General features: G+C 34.8%; 15 protein-coding genes, 1 rRNA gene and 2 pseudogenes. 6 read left to right on the forward strand and 12 right to left on the reverse strand.

Translation table 11 applies throughout. The features are described from left to right. Window positions 1-2: 2 nt before the first annotated feature. From CDV25_RS04495 to CDV25_RS10165, 4 genes are all read left to right on the forward strand, one after another. Window positions 3-833: a phospholipase D-like domain-containing protein gene (locus tag CDV25_RS04495; protein ID WP_239056423.1), complete on the forward strand. Its 831-nt coding sequence runs from the start codon at window positions 3-5 to the stop codon at window positions 831-833. A 523-nt stretch (window positions 834-1,356) separates the two neighbouring features. Beyond that, window positions 1,357-1,833: an MATE family efflux transporter gene (locus CDV25_RS04500; protein WP_162550441.1), complete on the forward strand. Its 477-nt coding sequence runs from the start codon at window positions 1,357-1,359 to the stop codon at window positions 1,831-1,833. A 5-nt stretch (window positions 1,834-1,838) separates the two neighbouring features. Further along, window positions 1,839-1,997, forward strand: coding sequence for a hypothetical protein (locus CDV25_RS10160; RefSeq protein ID WP_162550443.1), 159 nt, complete (start codon window positions 1,839-1,841; stop codon window positions 1,995-1,997). Next, window positions 1,975-2,232: a hypothetical protein gene (locus tag CDV25_RS10165; RefSeq protein ID WP_162550445.1), complete on the forward strand. Its 258-nt coding sequence runs from the start codon at window positions 1,975-1,977 to the stop codon at window positions 2,230-2,232. The genes CDV25_RS10160 and CDV25_RS10165 overlap by 23 nt, the downstream gene beginning before the upstream one ends. On the opposite strand, the gene CDV25_RS04505 is transcribed toward CDV25_RS10165, so the two are convergent. From CDV25_RS04505 to CDV25_RS10750, 11 genes and pseudogenes are all read right to left on the reverse strand, one after another. Continuing rightward, complete coding sequence (locus CDV25_RS04505; RefSeq protein ID WP_108910952.1) at window positions 2,203-4,431, reverse strand: GmrSD restriction endonuclease domain-containing protein; 2,229 nt, start codon at window positions 4,429-4,431, stop codon at window positions 2,203-2,205. The two genes, CDV25_RS10165 and CDV25_RS04505, sit on opposite strands and share 30 nt — an antisense overlap. Further along, window positions 4,428-6,092 carry a DUF262 domain-containing protein gene (locus tag CDV25_RS04510; protein ID WP_108910953.1) on the reverse strand — a complete coding sequence of 555 codons (1,665 nt, stop codon included), beginning with the start codon at window positions 6,090-6,092 and terminating at the stop codon, window positions 4,428-4,430. The genes CDV25_RS04505 and CDV25_RS04510 overlap by 4 nt, the downstream gene beginning before the upstream one ends. Window positions 6,093-6,180: 88 nt before the next feature. Further along, a pseudogene (locus tag CDV25_RS04515) lies at window positions 6,181-6,294 on the reverse strand (GMP synthase (glutamine-hydrolyzing)); the annotation flags it as partial. A gap of 13 nt (window positions 6,295-6,307) precedes the next feature. After that, entirely contained in the window at window positions 6,308-7,345 is a 1,038-nt protein-coding gene (locus CDV25_RS04520) for a HaeII family restriction endonuclease (protein WP_108910954.1), read from the reverse strand. Then, the gene (locus tag CDV25_RS04525; RefSeq protein WP_239056424.1) at window positions 7,339-8,358 is read right to left on the reverse strand and encodes a DNA cytosine methyltransferase; all 1,020 of its coding nucleotides are present in this window, start codon (window positions 8,356-8,358) and stop codon (window positions 7,339-7,341) included. Before CDV25_RS04525 ends, CDV25_RS04520 begins: the two co-directional genes overlap by 7 nt. A 9-nt stretch (window positions 8,359-8,367) precedes the next feature. Continuing rightward, a pseudogene (locus CDV25_RS04530) lies at window positions 8,368-8,583 on the reverse strand (GMP synthase (glutamine-hydrolyzing)); the annotation flags it as partial. Window positions 8,584-8,621: 38 nt separating this feature from the next. Next, on the reverse strand, window positions 8,622-9,215 hold the full coding sequence (locus CDV25_RS04535; RefSeq protein ID WP_108910955.1) for an HNH endonuclease: 594 nt from the start codon (window positions 9,213-9,215) through the stop codon (window positions 8,622-8,624). Further along, window positions 9,212-10,027 carry a DNA-methyltransferase gene (locus CDV25_RS04540; protein WP_108911823.1) on the reverse strand — a complete coding sequence of 272 codons (816 nt, stop codon included), beginning with the start codon at window positions 10,025-10,027 and terminating at the stop codon, window positions 9,212-9,214. Before CDV25_RS04540 ends, CDV25_RS04535 begins: the two co-directional genes overlap by 4 nt. An 85-nt stretch (window positions 10,028-10,112) precedes the next feature. Then, window positions 10,113-14,681 (reverse strand): glutamine-hydrolyzing GMP synthase, encoded by a 4,569-nt coding sequence (guaA, locus tag CDV25_RS10745; protein WP_269149133.1) that lies wholly within the window; start codon window positions 14,679-14,681, stop codon window positions 10,113-10,115. 68 nt (window positions 14,682-14,749) lie between these two features. Next, window positions 14,750-16,213, reverse strand: coding sequence for an L-aspartate oxidase (locus tag CDV25_RS04570; protein WP_108910956.1), 1,464 nt, complete (start codon window positions 16,211-16,213; stop codon window positions 14,750-14,752). Beyond that, a complete protein-coding gene (locus CDV25_RS10750; RefSeq protein ID WP_269149134.1) occupies window positions 16,213-16,338 on the reverse strand; it encodes a hypothetical protein in 126 nt (41 codons plus the stop codon). The genes CDV25_RS04570 and CDV25_RS10750 overlap by 1 nt, the downstream gene beginning before the upstream one ends. Here CDV25_RS10750 and CDV25_RS04575 point away from each other — a divergent pair. Continuing rightward, window positions 16,330-16,749 (forward strand): hypothetical protein, encoded by a 420-nt coding sequence (locus CDV25_RS04575; protein ID WP_239056425.1) that lies wholly within the window; start codon window positions 16,330-16,332, stop codon window positions 16,747-16,749. The two genes, CDV25_RS10750 and CDV25_RS04575, sit on opposite strands and share 9 nt — an antisense overlap. After that, window positions 16,737-18,566, forward strand: a complete 1,830-nt coding sequence (gene uvrC, locus CDV25_RS04580; RefSeq protein WP_108910958.1) for an excinuclease ABC subunit UvrC — start codon at window positions 16,737-16,739, stop codon at window positions 18,564-18,566. Before CDV25_RS04575 ends, uvrC begins: the two co-directional genes overlap by 13 nt. Window positions 18,567-19,009: 443 nt before the next feature. Here uvrC and rrf read toward each other — a convergent pair. Further along, a 5S ribosomal RNA gene (gene rrf / locus CDV25_RS04585) occupies window positions 19,010-19,125 on the reverse strand. Window positions 19,126-19,408: the final 283 nt, after the last annotated feature.

Here is a 19,408-nt window from a genome sequence, read left to right on the forward strand (position 1 = left end):
GATTGAGATTTGAAAATTTAGATGAATTATTTAATGAAGATGAGACTTTAGGCCTAGAGCAAATGTTAAGGGAGATTCTAAGTCCAACAAAGGGAAGCGAATCCTACGATATAGAGCAAATATGTGCCATAGATGAATCTAAAAAATATTTCAAAGAATACATTTGCCTGTTTTATAAAAACAAAAGTGAGGAAGAAAAAATTTTGGCTTTAAATGAAAGGATAGAAATTGATAAAGACGCGACCAAGCTTCTTGATAAACTCATAGATGCCAGCAATTTCAATCCCAGTGAAAATCAAACCTATCAAGATAATAAACAAAAATTTGAAGAATTCACTCCTGAAGTTATAGAGGAGCAACTAAACATTGATTTAAGCGAGGGCAAGACTTTAGAAACGCAAGAGCATAAAAAATATTTGAAATATATCTTGGCTAATGCAAAAGAAGCAGTATATATCCAAAGTCCTTGGATAAGAGCAAATATCCTTGAAATATATCAAAGTGATATAGAATCTGCACTCAAAAGAGGTGTTAAAGTGCAGATTAAATATGGCTTAAAACCTAGAAACCGATTTGATAAGATAGGCATAGATAAGGTTTCAAAAAATATTACCACACAATGGAGCAACAATTATCCTAAGCTTTTTATGTTCAAATCAGACAATAGTTATTCAAAGATTCTCATTTGTGATAGGGAATTTATGATTATAGGGAGCTTTAATTGGCTAAGTTTTGGTGGAGAATCTCAAAATGGTGAAAAGCCGCGAGATGAGACTTCAAGCATTAATAAAAATAAGGATTCCATCGCAAAAGAGATTGCAAAATTTAACTAATTGTGCTAAACGGTAATGTCTTTTGCCTCTCAAAGTCTCTATTAGCTTTTTGATTTTTCTTATTTAAATTTTAGAAATCTCAAAAGGAATCCTATGTCCAATATTTTTACAAAACACTCTTTGTATTTGCTTGTGCGTTGCCTAATTGTGTGAGTAACGTATTTTTCTCTATTTATTATATTATTGATGGAATCTATGCCTTTTGTCATTATTAGCTTTATTGGCTTTGCACTTACAAAATATGGTTTTTATTGGTTCATCTGTGTGGATTAGTCTTCCTTTAGGTAAGGGCAAGTCAAAGGAGGTTTCAATTCTCTTTAGCATTTCTTTGGGATTGTTTTTATTGTCGTTTTATGGCGATATATGCGTTCTTCTTTGTACTTTTTTGGTAAATTTGCTAGAGATTCACAAATCTTCTAAGGCAAAAGCAAGGGAGTTTATAAGTATTTTTATTTACTTTACATCATTTATTGTATTTTATTCTAGATAATGCTTTGCAAATTTGTGCGAAAATATGTATAGTATGTTGATTAACATTTTAATGGCACTTTGCAATATCTTTTTGGATTATTTGTTTATCGCAGTATTTGGTTGGGGATTATTTTCTGCGGCACTTTCTACTTGCATAGGCTTAAGTTTGACTACAATTTTGGGCTTTTTGCCTTTTATTTTTGGTAATGTGGAGCTAAAATTTAGCAGGATTCTCTTTAAGTTAAAAACACTTGTAAATATTTTTTACAATGGCAGTTCTAAATTTTTAGGCAATATTTCAGGTTCAATTTTAACGATTGTCGCAAACCTTTTATTACTTAAGCTTTCAAGACAAAGCGATGTGGAGACATTCTCTGTTATTCTTCATATAGATACTTTCATCGTTACTTTTACTATGATTTATATGAGGGTATGCAACCCGCCCTCAGTTATAATTACGCAAAAAGGACAAGACAAGGCTAAAATCTCTCATTTTATATTTTTAGCACCGCCTTTTTGGTTTTTATAGTAATTATGTTGTGGAGTGAAAGTTTAGTCGAACTTTTTGCAGAAACAACAAATAAAGACTTTACATTAATAGAACTTGAGACAGAGGGTGGGATATTAGCACATTATAATCGCTATAAGCAAATGCAAGAAATCCTAAGCTATGGTATGGAGAATAGGCTATGAGTCCTATATCACTAAATGCCATCACTCTCCTATTATTACCACTTTTTGCTATCCTAATTTCAAAGATTTTACTTTTAAGAGTATGTATGAATATTTGAAATTCAATGGATTTGTGATTTATCCGGGTAAGTTAAGCGGTGCTAATACTTTTAGAATAGGCAATATAGGTGATTTGCAAGCTCTATGCTTTGGTTTAGGAAGTGGTTTATTTGATGACTCTATCCTCATCAATTAGCTTTAAAATTCTATCAAACTCATTAAAAATATTGTTACCTTTTTCAAGATTGATTGGATATTCTTTATTGCCAAAGCAAATCTTTGATTCCATACTATTGCATAAAACTTTCATATTATCTAAAGAAAAATGTGGTAATAACTCAAATTTATCTCCATATTGTTTCTCATTACATTCATACTCTGAAACTTTTAAACTTTTATCTTTGTAATAATCTTTGCAATAGCAATAAAACCCATAATCAAGCAAGTCTTTTACATTTGTTGTATTACTTAAGCCGGGTAAAAGTTCAACTTTATTGATATGATCAAAATATCGGATTCTACGATATCTTTGAAAAATCTCTTTTCTCTCATTAAGGAAGTCAAATAGTGCTGGCTCTCCAATTAAAAGTTGCTCCCGCCATTCTTTTTGTGATAAATCAGTGTTTTTGATAACCTCTTGCATTTTATCAATTAGATTTTCACCCTTACACTCTAGTAAAGCATCTAAAAATTCTTTGAAATAAGGTAATTCTGAACGGTTTTTGCTTCCTTTAAGAATCCAATTTAAGGCTTCCCTATCTCTAAAATTATCATAGGGGGAATTGCCATAAAAGTAATTCCTGTGATAAAAACCAAAATCCCCTATACATAAAAAGGCTCTTTGAAAAAGCGTAAGATTCTTATCTAAAAATTGCTCGTTATCTAAAATTTCCATTGTTATATTCGCATATTGTTGAAATTTATATAGGTTTGGTTGTTTTAAGAATTCGGATTCTTCTTCATAAGATCCAAAATCAAACTCTTCATCGCTAAAATCAAGGAGGAAATCCACCCAACCTTTTAAAACTTTATGCTCACTTGTTTGGTTAAGTATGTTCTCCCAATTTTCTCCTCCCTCACGACTAGCCAAAATTAGTTCTGCTTTTTTTACTTCTAAAGTATAAATATTTTTATGAAATTCATAGGTAGGATTATCTATCAAGAATTGATAGATATTTTGATGTCCTTGTGAAAGATGTTTAAAAAGCTTAAAAAATGAGGGTATATGCTCTTCTGGGTTATCAAGACGATGATTTTCAATAAAATGCCTACACACTCTTAAATAATCATTAAATGCAGATTTATCAATATTCTCTACATTCTCTACCTCTATATTTTCTTTCATAAAAAATAAAATAGAGAAAAAATAGCAAATATCTGGATAACTCAATGTTTTATTTTTATTAAAAAAAGACGAGTTTTTTAATTTTAAATCCTCGTCTTTTTTTAAACTATGAAATGATATACACAAGCTTACCACTCTATCAAGCAATTTGATGTTTTCAACATTTTGCAAAGGTTCATAAAATTCATTTATGGGTTGGTTGGGATTCTCAATAGCCTCTTTAATATTTTTAGATTCTATTTCTTTATTTTCTAATGCAAAAAAGAGAGTAGCATAATGGAGAAAATTACACCCTCGCGTATCAAACTTTTCTGGATTTTCACTATCAAAAAAATAATCACTCCAATTCGTATCCATACTCTTTAAAAGTTCTTGTTCTTTAGAGATTTTAGAATCTTTTTCAATGAATGATTTAAGGTTTTCATATTTACTAAGCTGTTTGCCTCTTGCATTCATTTTGATATATAGCTCTTCACCAAGTTCAAATTTTCCCATATCAAATAAATCAAAGGTGATATTATCTAAGTTTTCTGCAAGTTTTTTAATCTCTCTTTTGCTCTTAACTTCTTCAAAAATCCAATCAAGCATATTTAACATTGCTTTAATGGTAGGGTCATTATTGAGATTTTCTGCTTTCTCAAACTCTCCGCCTTTGTCCTTAATCGCCTCGCTTGGCTTTTTGCTTATATCAAAGTCCTTTTTTAATAAATTTTTACAAAAATTTGCAGAGCTTCTGCGAGTATTATAGGAAAACTTTGCCAACAAATCTTTTATTTGCTCCAAACAACCCGCTTTTTTATAAAGATAAAAATGCAATAGCCAAAGTGTTGTAATACGTTGTTGCCCATCAATGAGTAAAAATTTATCATTTTCTTGATAGCCATAAATAAAATCAATATGCAAGGATTGTCTTTTACCATTTAATACATTAAAGATTGCAGATAGAAACTCATTAGCGATTTTACTTTGAGACTCCCTGCCTTGTGCATAGTCTCTTTGTAATATAGGAATTTCAATTCTATATTTTTCTAGCAATTCTTTGAGATTCATTTATTCTCCTTTGTGTATCTTTTTAAAGACTCTTTAATGGCTGCAAGATAATCCTCTTGGTCTTTTTGTTCAAAAATATCAGGATTACTCTTGTTTTCAGAAAATACTTTTTCAAACACTTTTCTTGTAGCAATGGGAATGAGTTTGTCCTGTTCGCCAAGTTTTTGTATTGCTTTGCGTTTTTGACTAAATATTTGATTACCAATTTGACTATTTGACTCTTTATCAAGCAATGTGAGATTTTGGATTGTATGTAAAGTATCATCATTTTCAAAATTGTCATTAATTTTCTTACATAATTTCTTAAATGATTCATCGTCAAAATTAGATTCTTTGATGCTTTGGTCAATTTCTTGCTTAAGCATATCATCATCAATGTATGATAAAGTTTCCTCGAGCCATTGAATAATACTTTTATTGTCTTTGCCTTTTATAGCCCCTTGAATGCTTTCAGACTTTTGAGCGTAAATATGCTCTAAACTCCATTGCTCCAGCACAAAACGATTGAATTTAAAATATTCATTGGAACTTTCCTCGCAGATAAGATATTCCAAATTAAAAAGTAAGAGAATCTCTTTTATTTTTGCATCATCTTTTTTATACTGTAGTTCCTCTATATTTTCAATCTTTGAAATTTTATTTTGAATTTTTGCTAAAAGCTTTTGCGAAAATAATTCTTTGTTGGTATCATTTTTCCATTCTTTATAGAGGGAATAAATATTTTCTCCACTTAAAATCAAAAATCCAAGATAGTGAAAAATTTCTCTATCTATTTTGTCATTTCCTTGTCCGCTTGCAAAGCCAGAGAGTGTATTGATTGCATTCTCTAATTCATTCCATTGATTATTGAGTGTTCCGTCTTTATAGCATTTGTAAAAATACTCAAACAAATAATGTTTTTTATTTGAGGGAGGAACAAGTGATTTTAAATATGCCTCAATTCGTTGAATATCATCTTTTAGTATTTTATTTTCTATATCTTCTTTCTTATTAATTTTATTTAACACACAATACCTAAAATCCCTATTTTCTCTTGCTTCAATTTCGCTTCGATACCAAAGTTCTGCCCTATCTTTTAAATCATCAGAATCTAATTCATCATTTTTGCTTAAAAATAAAGCTTTAATATTCTCTGCTTCCACTAAAGGGATTTTTCCAATATTCAGGCGAATAAAAACTTCATTTTCATTTTCTTTAGGGGCGATTTCATACCAAAGGACCTTGCATTTATCAAGCAATACCTCTAAGAACTTATTTCTGTCAATGCTTTCATTGTTAAAAAAACCTTGTATAACTTCATAAGCTTTATAAAAATGATAAAAATCTATGTTTTCAATTTCTTCTTGAGTTTTATCTTTGATATTTTTCAAAAAATCAGTGCTATTGAGACGAGTTTCATAGGAAATATTAAAGAAATCTTTATTTTCAAGGAATTTTATGATTAAAAATATTGTCGTAAGTCTTTGTTGCCCATCAATGATTCTATATTTTTCTTTATTATTTTTCACAACCACAGGTTGTAGGCAATAAAAATCAGATTGATTCTGCATTTGTGCAAAATCCCAAATATCTTGCAGTAAAGCTTGAATCTCCCTCTCACCCCAGCGATAGCTTCTTTGATAACTTGGGACAATAAAATTTTTACCCCCCCAAATCTGCAATAGCTCTTAAAGACTGATATTGTTGCTCACTCATTTTCATTCCTTATATCTAATTTTATAACAAAATTATAATATATCCATACTCCACTCACTCCCATTCAATTGTGCCCGGGGGTTTGCTTGTGATGTCATACACCACGCGGTTAATACCCTCAACCTCATTAATAATGCGATTAGAAACAGATTCTAAAAAATCGTGGGTAAAAAATTGTATTTTAAAATTCATCTTTAATATTCTCATAATGCCTCTCTTTAAGAATTTCTGGCAATTCTTTGACAGATGGGAATTCCTCTGTAATCTCCAAACAAAGTGCTTCAAGGAGCTTATCGCCGAGCAAGTTTGCATATTTTCCACGCATTGCTTTTTCATACCAAGCAATCAAATGGGATTCTGTAATAATACTTTGAATCTTATTTCTCCAGCCAATTTGTGTGAGCAAAGACAAAATGATAGACTTTTCAGCTTCCTTACACACAATAATAATTCTATCACTTTGAATATGAGATACTATGCTTTCTGCTAATTCGTTATCAAGACTTAAGTGCTTAATTTGTATTGCCACTCCCCAATTTGCATACATATCAAGCCCTCTATCTGCCGCATTAGTTACACCAACTCTATAAATGCGTGCTTTTTGTGTGGTGAAAAGATTATTTGAATCCAAGCACATTACAGATTTTGCAAAATCTTCAAATTCTTTTAAAATATTGAGCTTGTCTTGATTGATTGAGAGGGTGATACTTAATTCTAAAGTTTGCGCTAATGTATCAAAGAGTGAATGGGTGATAATTTCATAGACTTTATCCAAACTGCGCTTCAATCCAGCTTCATACCAAAACAAATTAATAAAATGTGAAATCTCAAAACTTGCTTTATCTGTATTCAAACAATAGTCAAGGGCATTGTTGAGTTGTATATATTTGCCAATAAACTTATTATAGATATAGCTTTCAATCGCTCCATTATGTTCTCTATTAAATTTTCCTAATTCCACAATAAATTGGGGAGGAATCGCGTTAAATAAATCATCTTGAAACTTTGCCGAGCTTGTAGAGATTCTACCAAGTAATGCAATACAAACTTCGTCTCTCCAAGCTTTGCTTTTGGTTCTGTATGTCTCAAGATTACCTAAATCTATATCGCCAAAGGTTCTATCACGATAAAGAATCTCTGCAATTTGAATCGGTTTATAAAAGTGGATTCTTGATTTTGTAATGACTTTATCTAAAGCTTGTTTTGCAGCTTTTAGCATACTTTTTCCTTATTTTGTGCTGACGCAAACCCACGCAATACTTTTAGCATTTCCCTTGCTACTGCTTCAATGAGTGGCACAGGCACACTATTGCCTATTTGATGTTTGCATTGTGTGTAAGAGCCTATAATTTGGTAGTTTTCTGGGAATCCTTGTAAGCGTAACATCTCTCTTTCTGTTAATCGCCTCTCATTATCAACCAAAAGATAATTCGCTGAAGCACCAGCCCTAAGGGCGCAAGAATAGTGATGGGGCGTAATAGAGCCACCTACATTTTCGTGTGTGATATAAGGTTTAGCAATAGTTTTTTTCATTCTATTTTGTCTTGATTGTTTAATGGAATCTTTCACATAATACCTTTTATCCACATTAGATTCTAAAATCTCTTTGAGTGTAATTTTAGATTCTAAAGGAAGCGGGAAACTAAAAGGCACATTTTCTTTAAAACCACAAATAATAATTCTCTCTCGTTTTTGCGGAAGTCCAAAATCAAGAGCATTTAATACTTTACTATGAACAAAATATCCCAAAGATTGCAGATGTGAAAGGATTGTTTTAAAGGTTTGTCCTTGATGATGGGCGGTTAGGTTACGCACATTTTCTAACATAAAGGCTTTGGGTTGCTTATCCTTTAAAATGCGTTCAATCTCAAAAAATAATGTCCCCTGTGTCTCGTGTTTAAATCCCTTCTTGCCCCCTATAATACTAAAAGGCTGACAAGGAAATCCAGCCAACAAAATATCAAAATTTGGAATAGCTCTAGAATCTATTTTTGTAATATCGCCTTGTGGATATTTTCCAAAGTTTGCAAAATAAGTTTTTGCAGCTTCCTTATCCCACTCTGACGAAAAGACACAGATTCCACCTAGTTTTTCAAACCCCAACCTTATTCCGCCAATCCCAGCAAATAAATCTATAAAAGTAAATTTTTTTATTGTAAGGTCTTGATTGCCTCTTTGTTTCAAAATGGCATTAGTAAATAAATTTGCAGTCATTTCTTGCTCCAAGTTCATATAACTCCCTCACTCCCATTCAATCGTGCCCGGGGGTTTGCTTGTGATATCATACACCACGCGGTTAATACCCTCAACCTCATTAATAATGCGATTAGAAACAGATTCTAAAAAATCGTGGGGCAAATGCGCAAAAGTCGCCGTCATTCCATCAATTGCTTCCACCGATCGCACACAAATCGTATTATCATAAGTGCGATTATCGCCCATCACACCTACGCTTCCAGTACCAAAACAATAGTTTTTGCGGTAAAATGCAGTTTTCATGATTTCTTCCACACGATATGCCCATTGATATTATGTTTCTCATAAACCTCTAGCACGTCTTCTAAGAAGTCTATTAATTCTTTCTCATTGGCATTTTTGGCAGTTTCTAACATTCTTAAAAACATCTTTTTGCCTGTTTCGGTTTGTTTTAGATTTTTCTTTAAGAAATTATGCTTACTGCAAAGTGTTTGCCCATTTTCTAAAGTGGCTTTACCGCCCAAATCTTTAGGTTTAATATGGTCAATGTGTAGTTCCACGCCCTCCTTTTTGCCCATTCCACAGATAACACATTGATAGTTATCTCGCTCTAAAATTTGCTTTTTAAGTGCGGGGGTAAAATCCTCCAAATCCTCCCGCAAAGCAACAAAATCAGGGTCATAACGATAGACTCCTTTTGCAATTTTTTGCAAATAACCCCTTTGGTGCAAACTCCGAATCCCTCTATCCGGGTCCCTAAAAACATTTCCTGTGCGTTTTTGCCACTCTTTGACAACCCAATCCACAACTTCGGGGTGTGGAATATCCCTCTTGGGATTTGCTTTAAAAAATTCCATTATTAAATCAAGTTGGCTACCTTGTTTTTCACTCATTCAAACAATCCCCCTTCTTTTTTAATTATCTCTAAAAAACGATTTTTCGAGAGTTCGCAATAGGTGGAATCTAATTCAATGCCTACAAACTGACGCTTATTGAGATAAGATTCTATCATCGTTGTGCCACTCCCACTAAAAGGGTCGCATACTACATCGCCGACAAAAGAAAAAAGTTTGATACAGCGGCGTGGTAATTCTCTAGGAAAGGGTGCGGGGTGTCCGATGCGCTTTTTAGATTCCCCATTGAAAGTCCATAGTCCATTAGTCCAATCCATAAATTCTTGCTTTTGTATATCACTTTGTCCTTTATATTGTTTTTTCCACTCGCCCTTATATAGCACGAGGATTAACTCCACAGGGGCAATCACATAAGGAGCTGAAGCAGAGAGCCAACTCCCCCACGCAGTGCGCCTTGAGATATTGCCCTCATTCCATATTATCGTGCTATGGTATCTCCAACCCACTTTTTTAGCAATCTGTGTTAAATCCGCTCCTACACTTTGTTGTCCGCCTTTATTTTTGTCCAAAGGGATATTAAGACAGAATCTTGCTCCATTTTTCGCCCAAAAATAGCAGTTTTTCAACCAAATTTTACAAAATTCTAAATATTCTTTGTAGTCATTAGAGTCCACATTGGAGTTGTATTCTATCCCTACATTATAAGGCGGCGAAGTAATGATTAAATCAAGGCTTTGAGGTTGTAGCAATTGTTTATTGAGCACAGAATCATTGTATAGCATTATATTTTTATAGTTGAATATAGTGTTGTTTTTCTTTAGATTATTGTGTATATCATTTGTTATTGTCATTTGTATTTCTTGGACATCATACATTTTTGAGTTTTTGATTTTCTCTATTAGCATTTATATTCCTTCATTAAAATTTGTATCATTACTACTCCCACTCAATTGTGCCCGGGGGTTTGCTTGTGATATCATACACCACGCGGTTAATGCCCTCTACTTCATTAATAATGCGATTACTCACAGATTCTAAAAAATCGTGGGGCAAATGCGCAAAAGTCGCTGTCATTCCATCAATTGCTTCTACCGCACGCACACAAATCGTATTATCATAAGTGCGATTATCGCCCATTACACCTACGCTCCGCACATTTAAAAGCACACAAAACGCCTGCCACACTTTGTCATAATAGCCTTGTTTGTGGAGTTCGTCTATAAAGATAGAATCTGCCTCACGCAATAAGTCCAAATCCGCCTTATTCACCTCGCCCATAATGCGTATGGCAAGCCCGGGTCCTGGGAATGGGTGGCGCATTAGCATAGATTCGGGCATTCCAAGCTCTCGCCCTAACGCTCTTACCTCGTCTTTAAAAAGCTCCCGCAAAGGCTCAATGAGCTCAAACTTCATCCATTCAGGCAACCCCCCGACATTGTGATGCGACTTTATCGTCTTAGAGGGACCCTTGACACTCACAGATTCTATTACATCAGGATAAAGCGTGCCTTGTGCGAGGAATTTTATCTCACCTTTGGTATTGTGCTTTTTCGCCTCTTTTTCAAAGACTTCGATAAAAGTCTCGCCGATGATTTTACGCTTTTTTTCTGGGTCTAGCACGCCTTTAAGCCTGCTTAAAAATAGCTCGCTCGCGTCCGCAGTAATCAGCGGCACTTTGAGATTTTCTCTAAACATTTTCTCCACCGCTTCCCTCTCACCCTTGCGCAAAAGCCCGGTATCCACAAACACAGGGATAAGATTTTCCCCAATGGCACGATAAAGCAAAGCTGCAACGACACTAGAATCTACCCCACCACTCACCGCACATAAAACCTTAGAAGGCGTTGGCTTTTTGGTGCTTTTAGCGGATTGTTCGCTCGGTGCTTGGTCATTACCCTCAAGGTAACTCCCTTCGCCCCTCGCTCCAAAACCACTAAAATCCCTCAAAAATCTTTCCGCCTTAGAATCTTTGGCAAAATCTTTAGATTCCACTTTCGTTTTGCTTTGCTTTTCATCTAGTATTCTAAGATTTGCGGTAGTGCTTTCGTAGTTTTTTTGGGATTTTGGGGGTGAGGCTAGACTAATGGTCTGCGAACTTTCAAAATCCCAAAAATCTGCGGAATGATTGCCCAAAGTTGAATGCCTTTTGAAACACGAAATCAGGTGGTCATTCACCATTCCAATAGCCTGCATAAACGCATACATAGTCGTAGTGCCGACAAACTTAAATCCACGCTTTTTCAAATCTTTAGCGATTGTATCCGAAAGCGGTGTAGAAGCGGGCAAATCTGCAATACTCTCAAAGGCATTGATAATCGGCTTACCTCCCACAAAGCCCCAAATATACTTATCAAAGCTTCCAAACTCCTTTTGCACTGCCATAAATGCCTTAGCATTGGTAATTGCAGATTCTATTTTGGCACGATTGCGGATAATCCCCTCATTTTGCATTAAAGATTCTATTTTGCTTTCATTATAAGCGGCGATTTTATGGTAATCAAAGTCATCAAACGCCACCCGAAAACCCTCACGCTTTTTAAGAATCGTAATCCAAGAAAGCCCCGCCTGAAAACTCTCTAAAACAAGAAACTCAAAAAGTTTCCTATCATCGTGCAGTGGTTCGCCCCATTCATCATCATGATAGTTTTCATACAATTTACGCGCCACCTCGTCCTTGTCTGTTGCCCAAGCACAGCGCATTCTCTCACACTTTCCTTGCACCTCAAGCCCCAAAGACTTTTGCAAACTCTCACGCGTAATATTTAGCGGAATAAGCTCGGGTGAAAATGCACCTGCACTCCCTGCGGGGATAGGTTTCTCTCCTGTTTTTGCAAATCCTAAATGTTGATAAAAGCCCAAAGCCCACTCTAAACTTGCTACCTTTATCACTTCATATTTGCCTAAATATCGCGTAAATGCTTCTTGCAGCAAAGCTTTACCCACGCCTTTTTTAAAAAGTTCTACTGCGACAAAAAGCATTGTGATTTCATCTTTTTGCACCGCGATAAATCCCAGCCATTGCCCTGCACTCTGTGCGATAAGCAGATTTTTAGAATCTCCAATATCCGCTTTGATTTCCTCCCTCATACCTGCAATTTGCTTCTTGCTTAAATTTGGGTATATCGCCTTTACGCCCTGCTCCCAGATTTCAACAAGCCTTTCTATGGCTTGTGCTTTACCAACTTGCTTAAAGGATTCCACAAGAGTGATAAAATGCAAAGAATCCCTTAGGGATTCCAAAGCGCACTCTAAGTCCTCCCTTGCTACCTCCATAGGAGTTAGTATAATCTCCCGATAATTTCCAACGCAAAAGGGTTCTCCTACTTTGTAAAAACCTAGTTCGCTATAATAAGAGAGGGCTTGCTTACGACTATTAAGTTTGATTTTTTCAAATGGGTATAAATGCCGATTCAAAGCCTCTTTAAGTAATGCTTTGCCAATCCCTTTGCCAAAGTGTTGCGAAGCAACAAAAAGCAGAGTAATTTCATTGCTTTTCACTGCAGTAAAGCCTAGCCATTCCCCCGCTTTTTTGGCAATCAATATTTCCTCTGCCTTTGCAATATAATCTTTTTCTATCTCTTTGCGCCTGTGGGTAATAAAAGTTTCACTTACTTGCTGCGTGGCTCTTACAGAATCTTCCCAAATTTTAAGGAGCTTTTTTATCGCTTGTGCTTTGCCTATTTCTTTAAAAGCTTCTTTTATGTCCTTAAAGACAGGATTCACACATTGCCTAACCCCACTTCCATACACGATTTGACGCAGTTTTACAATCTCATTTTGCGCAAAATTCCGCATATTCCAGCAAGTATTTGCACCACAAATGCCTACGGCAAAATTTTGCAGAATTTGCCCCCCGCACTCACTATGCACGACTTCAGGGTGAAACTGCAAGGCATAAATTTTGCGCTTAAAATCTGCAATCGCACAATAATGTGTATTGCCAGACTTTGCAAGCTCTTTAAATCCTTGAGGGATAGTTTCTACTTTATCAGCGTGGCTCATCCATACGATAGAATCTTGCTTCACATTTTTAAAGAGTGCGTGGATAGAATCGGTATTTTTTATCTCCCACACTTGCTCCTTATGTGTGCTAATCTTGCTATTTATGCCAACGCACATTGCTCCAAGCTTTTGGGCAACTTTTATAGAGCTTAAATTATCCTCTTTTATCAGGCAATACACTTCCTCTAATCCCAAAGTTTCAAAGCCATATTTTACGCACATTCTAGCCACTTCGCTTCCATAGCCTTTGTTCCAAAAATCGCGGTGTAAAAGATAGCCGATTTCTACAATTTTTTTAGACTCCCCTTTGGTTTTTTGCGCCTTGTTTTCTAAAGGCTCAAGGCAAATTTGTTCGTAATTCAGCCCTGCATTGCCGATAATCTTGCCGCTTTGCTTCTCTATAATCGCCCAGATTCCAAAGCCATACTTTTTATAATGCGTCAACTGCTTATCCAGCCATTCTTGGCTCTCCTTTTTGCTAAATCCGTGTCCCCACGTATACATCGTCTTTTCATCGCTTAAAATTTCGTGTAACGCCTTAAAATCTGCTTGTGTATAAGGGCGTAAAATCGTGCGTTCTGTGCTCAAAATAGGTGCAGTAACTGTGTCGTAAGATTTTAAAGCGGTTTGAAGTCTCTTTTTACTTATTTGCAAATGCACGATGGGGAAGTCTCGCCCTGCGGAATCTTGCGCGCTTTTGCTCATTATTTCAAAGCCTAAGTACTGATAAAATGCCAAGCCTTGCGTATTTTGCTCATTACAATCCACCAAAATGTAAGGATAATCTTTCAAATATCGCTCCAATGCTTCTTTTAGCAATGCCTTGCCCACACCTTTTCTAAAGGCACTTGATGCGACAAAAAGCATTTCAATCTTGTTCTTTTCCACACCAATAAAGCCCAAAAAATCCTTTTTATCTGTCGCAGTGATGATATTTTGGGAGCTTTTGAGTGCTGCTTTGACTTCTGGCTTAATCTCTGCAATGTCTTGCTTAGTTAAAAAAGTGTGGCTTACTCGCACAGAATCTTCCCACAAATCTATTAGCGTATCAAGCATTTGAGGAAACTTGCTGTAGTTAAAAAGCGTAAAAGAAAGGCTCATTGGCACTTGTGCGCCTTGAAGTGTGGGATAAGATGAAGTTTTAGAATCTTTATCCGCATAGGATTCCATAATCTCTAACATCGCCTTGCCAAACTCTTGCGCTTCTGCCCTCATCACGCGCCCACCAAAATGTTGAGCAATAAGCTGCATACCATAGCAGATTCCAAGCACAGGCACACCAAGAGAAAATAAGCCAAAATCTGGTTTATAAGCATCTTTTTCATATACACTTGCAGGTCCTCCGCTTAGGATAATACCCTTAGGGTTTTTACCCTTAATAAAATCTAGCTTTTCAAAGTAAGGGACAATCTCGGTATAAACCCCATATTCACGCAAACGCCTTGCGATAAGCTGTGTGTATTGAGAGCCAAAATCTAGCACTAAAATTTGTAAATTATTCATAAAAATCCCTAATGAAAATTTATGGAGAATCTTATTTAAGATTAACTTATAACTTAAGAAAATATTGCTTATTGCATATAATGTGCACCAACAGAATGGGAACGTTTGAGTGCTGATTCAACAATATTTTTAGCAGTTAATAAACGCAGTTTTAAAAGTCTCCCAACACCGCTTTGTAACATAACTTCAATGCCTCCTAAGGCTTCATTAAGGTCGCTTTTTTTGCGAATAATACCAACTTTATTCCACATAAGATTGCGTAAAATAGTTTTGAGGTTTTCATCTTGTTCTTTATGGAGGGTTTGGGTATGGAGTGGAAATTCCCTTTTATTAAGGGTGCTTTCTTTTCCTAAAATATCTAATGTAGCACGACGCGCAAATACAAGAGCTTCTAAAAGGGAGTTTGAGGCAAGACGATTAGCTCCATGCACTCCTGTGCAGGCACACTCTCCTATAGCATAGAGATTATCCATATGTAATACCTTGCCCCTTTCATCGGATTTAATACCCCCCATACAATAATGAAAAGCAGGGGAGATAGGGATTTTATCTTTAGGTAAATCGAAGCCAAATGCGTTAAGATTGCGGGCGATATTGGGGAATCTTGTCTGAAAATAATCTTTAGAGAAGGCACTTAAATCTAAATAAACTTCAGATTCTTGAGAATTAGCAGGGTATTTTTGCAAAAGTTGTAATTTATAATCATAAATAGAACGTGCAACTTTATCCCTTGAGGCAAGCTCTCCTTTATCATCATAATCAAATAAAAATCGCTTTCCCCAAAAATCTATGATATAAGCCCCTTCACCCCTTAGAGCTTCACTAAGGAGCATTTTCCTAGCATAAGGCGTTTTGACAAATACAGTGGGATGAAATTGTAGCATTTCCATATCTTGAAGCTCTAAGCCATTTTCTAAAATCATCCCGTGTAATTCACTAGAGGTTGTATAGGCATTGGTATGGTATTCAAATAAAGCGCCTATGCCCCCACTTGCTAAAATAATATTTTTTGCATACAGATTGTAATTTCCTCTTTTGGTTAATACACTTACGCCATAGCAGTGATTGTTATCTATAAGCAGCTCTGTAACGGTGGCGTTTTTCCATAGAGCATGGGAGATTTGTGAGATAAGATGACTATGTATAACTCTACCTGTGCAATCTCCTCCAGCGTGTATAATCCTAGAAGTGCTATGAGCAGCTTCCTTGGTAAAGAGTAAATTCCCCTCCTTATCTCTATCAAATGGGATTTCTTTAGCAATTAAATCTTCTAATACCTCTAAGCTCTCTTGGCTAAGGAGTTTGACAATTTTTTCATCACACATACCAGCCCCTGCTTTTAGGGTATCATTAATATGTAAAGGAATATCTTTTTTATCTTTTGCAACAGCAATTCCACCTTGTGCATAAAAGGTATTGCACTCCCAAGGTTGATCTTTGCAAAGAATAAGGACTTTAAGATTTTTAGGTAAGTTTAAGGAAGCATAAAGTCCTGCAACTCCAGCACCAATGATAATAACATCATAATGCATTAGTAGTCTTCTTTAACGCTGGTGTTAGTATCTCTAAAAGGGTCGTCTTTAAAGCCACATCCATTAAAGAATATAATCTGTGCTATAATCAGCATATGAAAAAGGTATCGCAAATTTTGTCTCATCTCTTTAATACTCCTTCTTATCAAAAACTTCACCAAACTCAACAAATCAAAGGGTTTTTATGGGCTTTGCCTAAAAGTTTGCGTGATGGTGTTTGTTTTTGTTATATCAAAAACCAAGCTTTATTTTTTGCTTTAAAACATCCTTGTTATAAACAGGAGTTTGATTATAAACTAACAATAATAAAGCAGTTATTAAAGCAATACCAACAAAGCAAAGAGGAATTATTGGGGGTTATGGATATTAAAGCTTTTGTGAGTAATAATGCCTACCAAAAATTCCAAACACAACAAGCAGAGAATTTGGAAGTTTATGGGGAAATAGCTAAGGGGGATTTTGAAAATCTAGCCAAAGATAAAGAAATTAGAGAAATTTTTGAATCGATTAGAAAAGCTATTTTATGCAACCATTAGCACCTTTAAATGAATATCTTTTGAAAGAATTAAAAAAAATCCCCTCACAAAGTGGCGTATATCATTATTTTGATAGTGAGGGGAGATTGCTTTATGTCGGAAAAGCTAGGAATTTAAAAAATCGCATTAAAAGCTATTTCCGATTTACCCCCAAACTTAGTGTTGCGCCTAATTTAAGCCCAAGAATTACACAAATGGTCTCACAAGTGGCTACATTGCGTTATATTCTTGTAGAAAATGAACACGATGCACTTATTTTGGAAAACTCTCTTATTAAGCAATTAAAGCCTAAGTATAATATCCTCTTACGTGATGATAAAACTTATCCTTATTTATGTGTGGATAAAAGCCAAGATTATCCGCGTATAGTTTTGACGCGTAAAGTAATGAAAAAAACACAAAACATTCGTTATTTTGGTCCTTATTCTAGTGGAGGAAGGGATTTGTTAGATTGTCTTTATGAGTTTTTTCCGCTTGTGCAAAAGGAGAGTTGCATCCGCGGTAAAAAGGCTTGTTTGTTTTATCAAATCAAACGTTGTTTAGCACCTTGTGAGGGGAGGGTGAGTCAAGAAGAATACGCAAAAATTTTAGAAAAAGCCTTAGAATGTATAGAAAATCCCAAAAAGATTCTTACAAAACTAGAAGAAAAAATGGAGTTTTTATCGCAACATTTGCGTTTTGAAGAAGCGATGATTTTACGCGATAGAATCCTAAAAATTCAGCAGATTAACCCCCTCTCTAGTGTGGATTTTGCTAGATTGGAGGATTTGGATATTTTTGCGCTTGTGTTAGAGGAGAAAAGAGGGGTTTTAGTGAAGTTTTTTATGCGTAATGGGAGGATTGTCTCTAGTGCTTTACAAAACATTAAAAGTGACTATGGATTTGAAATAGTGGAGATTTATAAACAAGCCCTCATTGATTATTACCATAAGGATTTACCCTTAATCCCCAAACAGATATTAATTCCCTATGATTTAGGCGAGGTCAAGCAGGAATTAGAGAATTTCTTTTCTTTGCAATTGCAAAGAAAAATTTCTATCCATTTCCCCAAAAATGGAGAGAAAAAAAGGCTTTGTAACCTTGCTTTGCAAAATGCTAAAGAAACTCTAAGATTAACTACTAACCAAGAAGAAAACATTTTAAGGGATTTGAAAGCATTATTAGGACTGCAAAACATTCCTTATCGGATTGAAGTGTTTGATACCTCCCACCATAGGGGTGCTCAAAGTGTCGGGGCTATGATTGTTTATGAAGAGGGTTTTATTAAAAAATCTTATCGGCATTATACATTAAGCGGAAGTGATGAATACTCCCAAATGCGTGAAATGCTTGCAAGACGCATTGAATCTTTTTCCCTAGATTTCCCTCCAGATTTATGGCTTTTAGATGGAGGATCGGGGCAGATAAATTTAGCTAAAGAATTGTTGCAAAGTGTGGGGATAAATATTGAAGTGATAGGCATTGCTAAAGAAAAAATTGATTTTAAAGCCCATCGTGCTAAGGGTGGAGCTAGGGATGTATTAAGAGATGAGCGTTTAAAGGAATATCGGCTTAAAGTTAGCGATAAACGTTTGCAATTTTTACAAAAATTACGGGATGAAGCCCATCGTTTCGCTATTACCTTTCACCAAAAACAAAAACAAAAAACAATGTATAAAAGCAAGATTTTAGAGTTAAAAGGTATTGGTAAAAGCACACAAAAGAAACTTTTAGCTTATTTTGGAGACTTTCAATCTATTTATCAAGCAAGTTTGGAGGAATTGCAAAAAGTGGTAGATTCTAAAAAAGCTTTAGAGATTTATAATCTCTTGCAATAATAACAAGCTTAGTTAAACTTTATTAACACCACCAAACCCTACAATCTTAAATCTTACAACTCACAATTCTATAATCCTAAATCCTACTAATAAAACTTAACTTTTATCCCTTATATTTCTTTTACTTACTCCCTATACAATAGGGTAACTACTAAAGAGATAGGAAGGCTTAACATATTAAGATAATAATACAACGCTATTAATCTAGAGGATAAAACTTTACTCTAAATTCTAAAAAGATTAATCATTAATAAATCTAAGAGCTATTGATAAAAAGAAAGCTTAAAAAACATAGAGACTTATATAAAAGGTTTAACTTCAAAGATATACTACATAAGATAAAGTCTAAATAAACTCTTTTCAAATACAGACAACAATATAACCGATACAAGCATAAAGAAATAATCATAAAGTAAGGGGGATAAAATATCCTTATACTCTCATCTCCGCACCGTCCTACTTTACCACATCTGAAAGTTGCAGTATCATCAGCGAAGAAGAGCTTAACTTCTAGGTTCGGAATGGAGCTAGGTGGAACCTCTTCTCTATTAGCACGAAGATGACAATATAAGGGGATTTTATATTTTGTTAAAGACTCAATTTACCTCCAATATATTAAACCCTTAAAGAAAGTATTAATTCATCTATGTAATCTCTACATAGATGAAAGTTTGTTTCATTGAAATATCAAATTTTTATTTATACTAAGCTATCAATTATTTATTAAATTTTATTAAAAATTTTTATTCTCTATAGAGTCATTATAAACCTATTAATAAAATACTTTTTTCTTTAATACAATATCTCTCTTTTATTCTTAAGTTTTATAGTTTTAAGTAATA

This window comes from Helicobacter apodemus, assembly GCF_003097575.1.
In the GTDB taxonomy this organism is placed as follows: Bacteria; Campylobacterota; Campylobacteria; order Campylobacterales; family Helicobacteraceae; genus Helicobacter_D; species Helicobacter_D apodemus.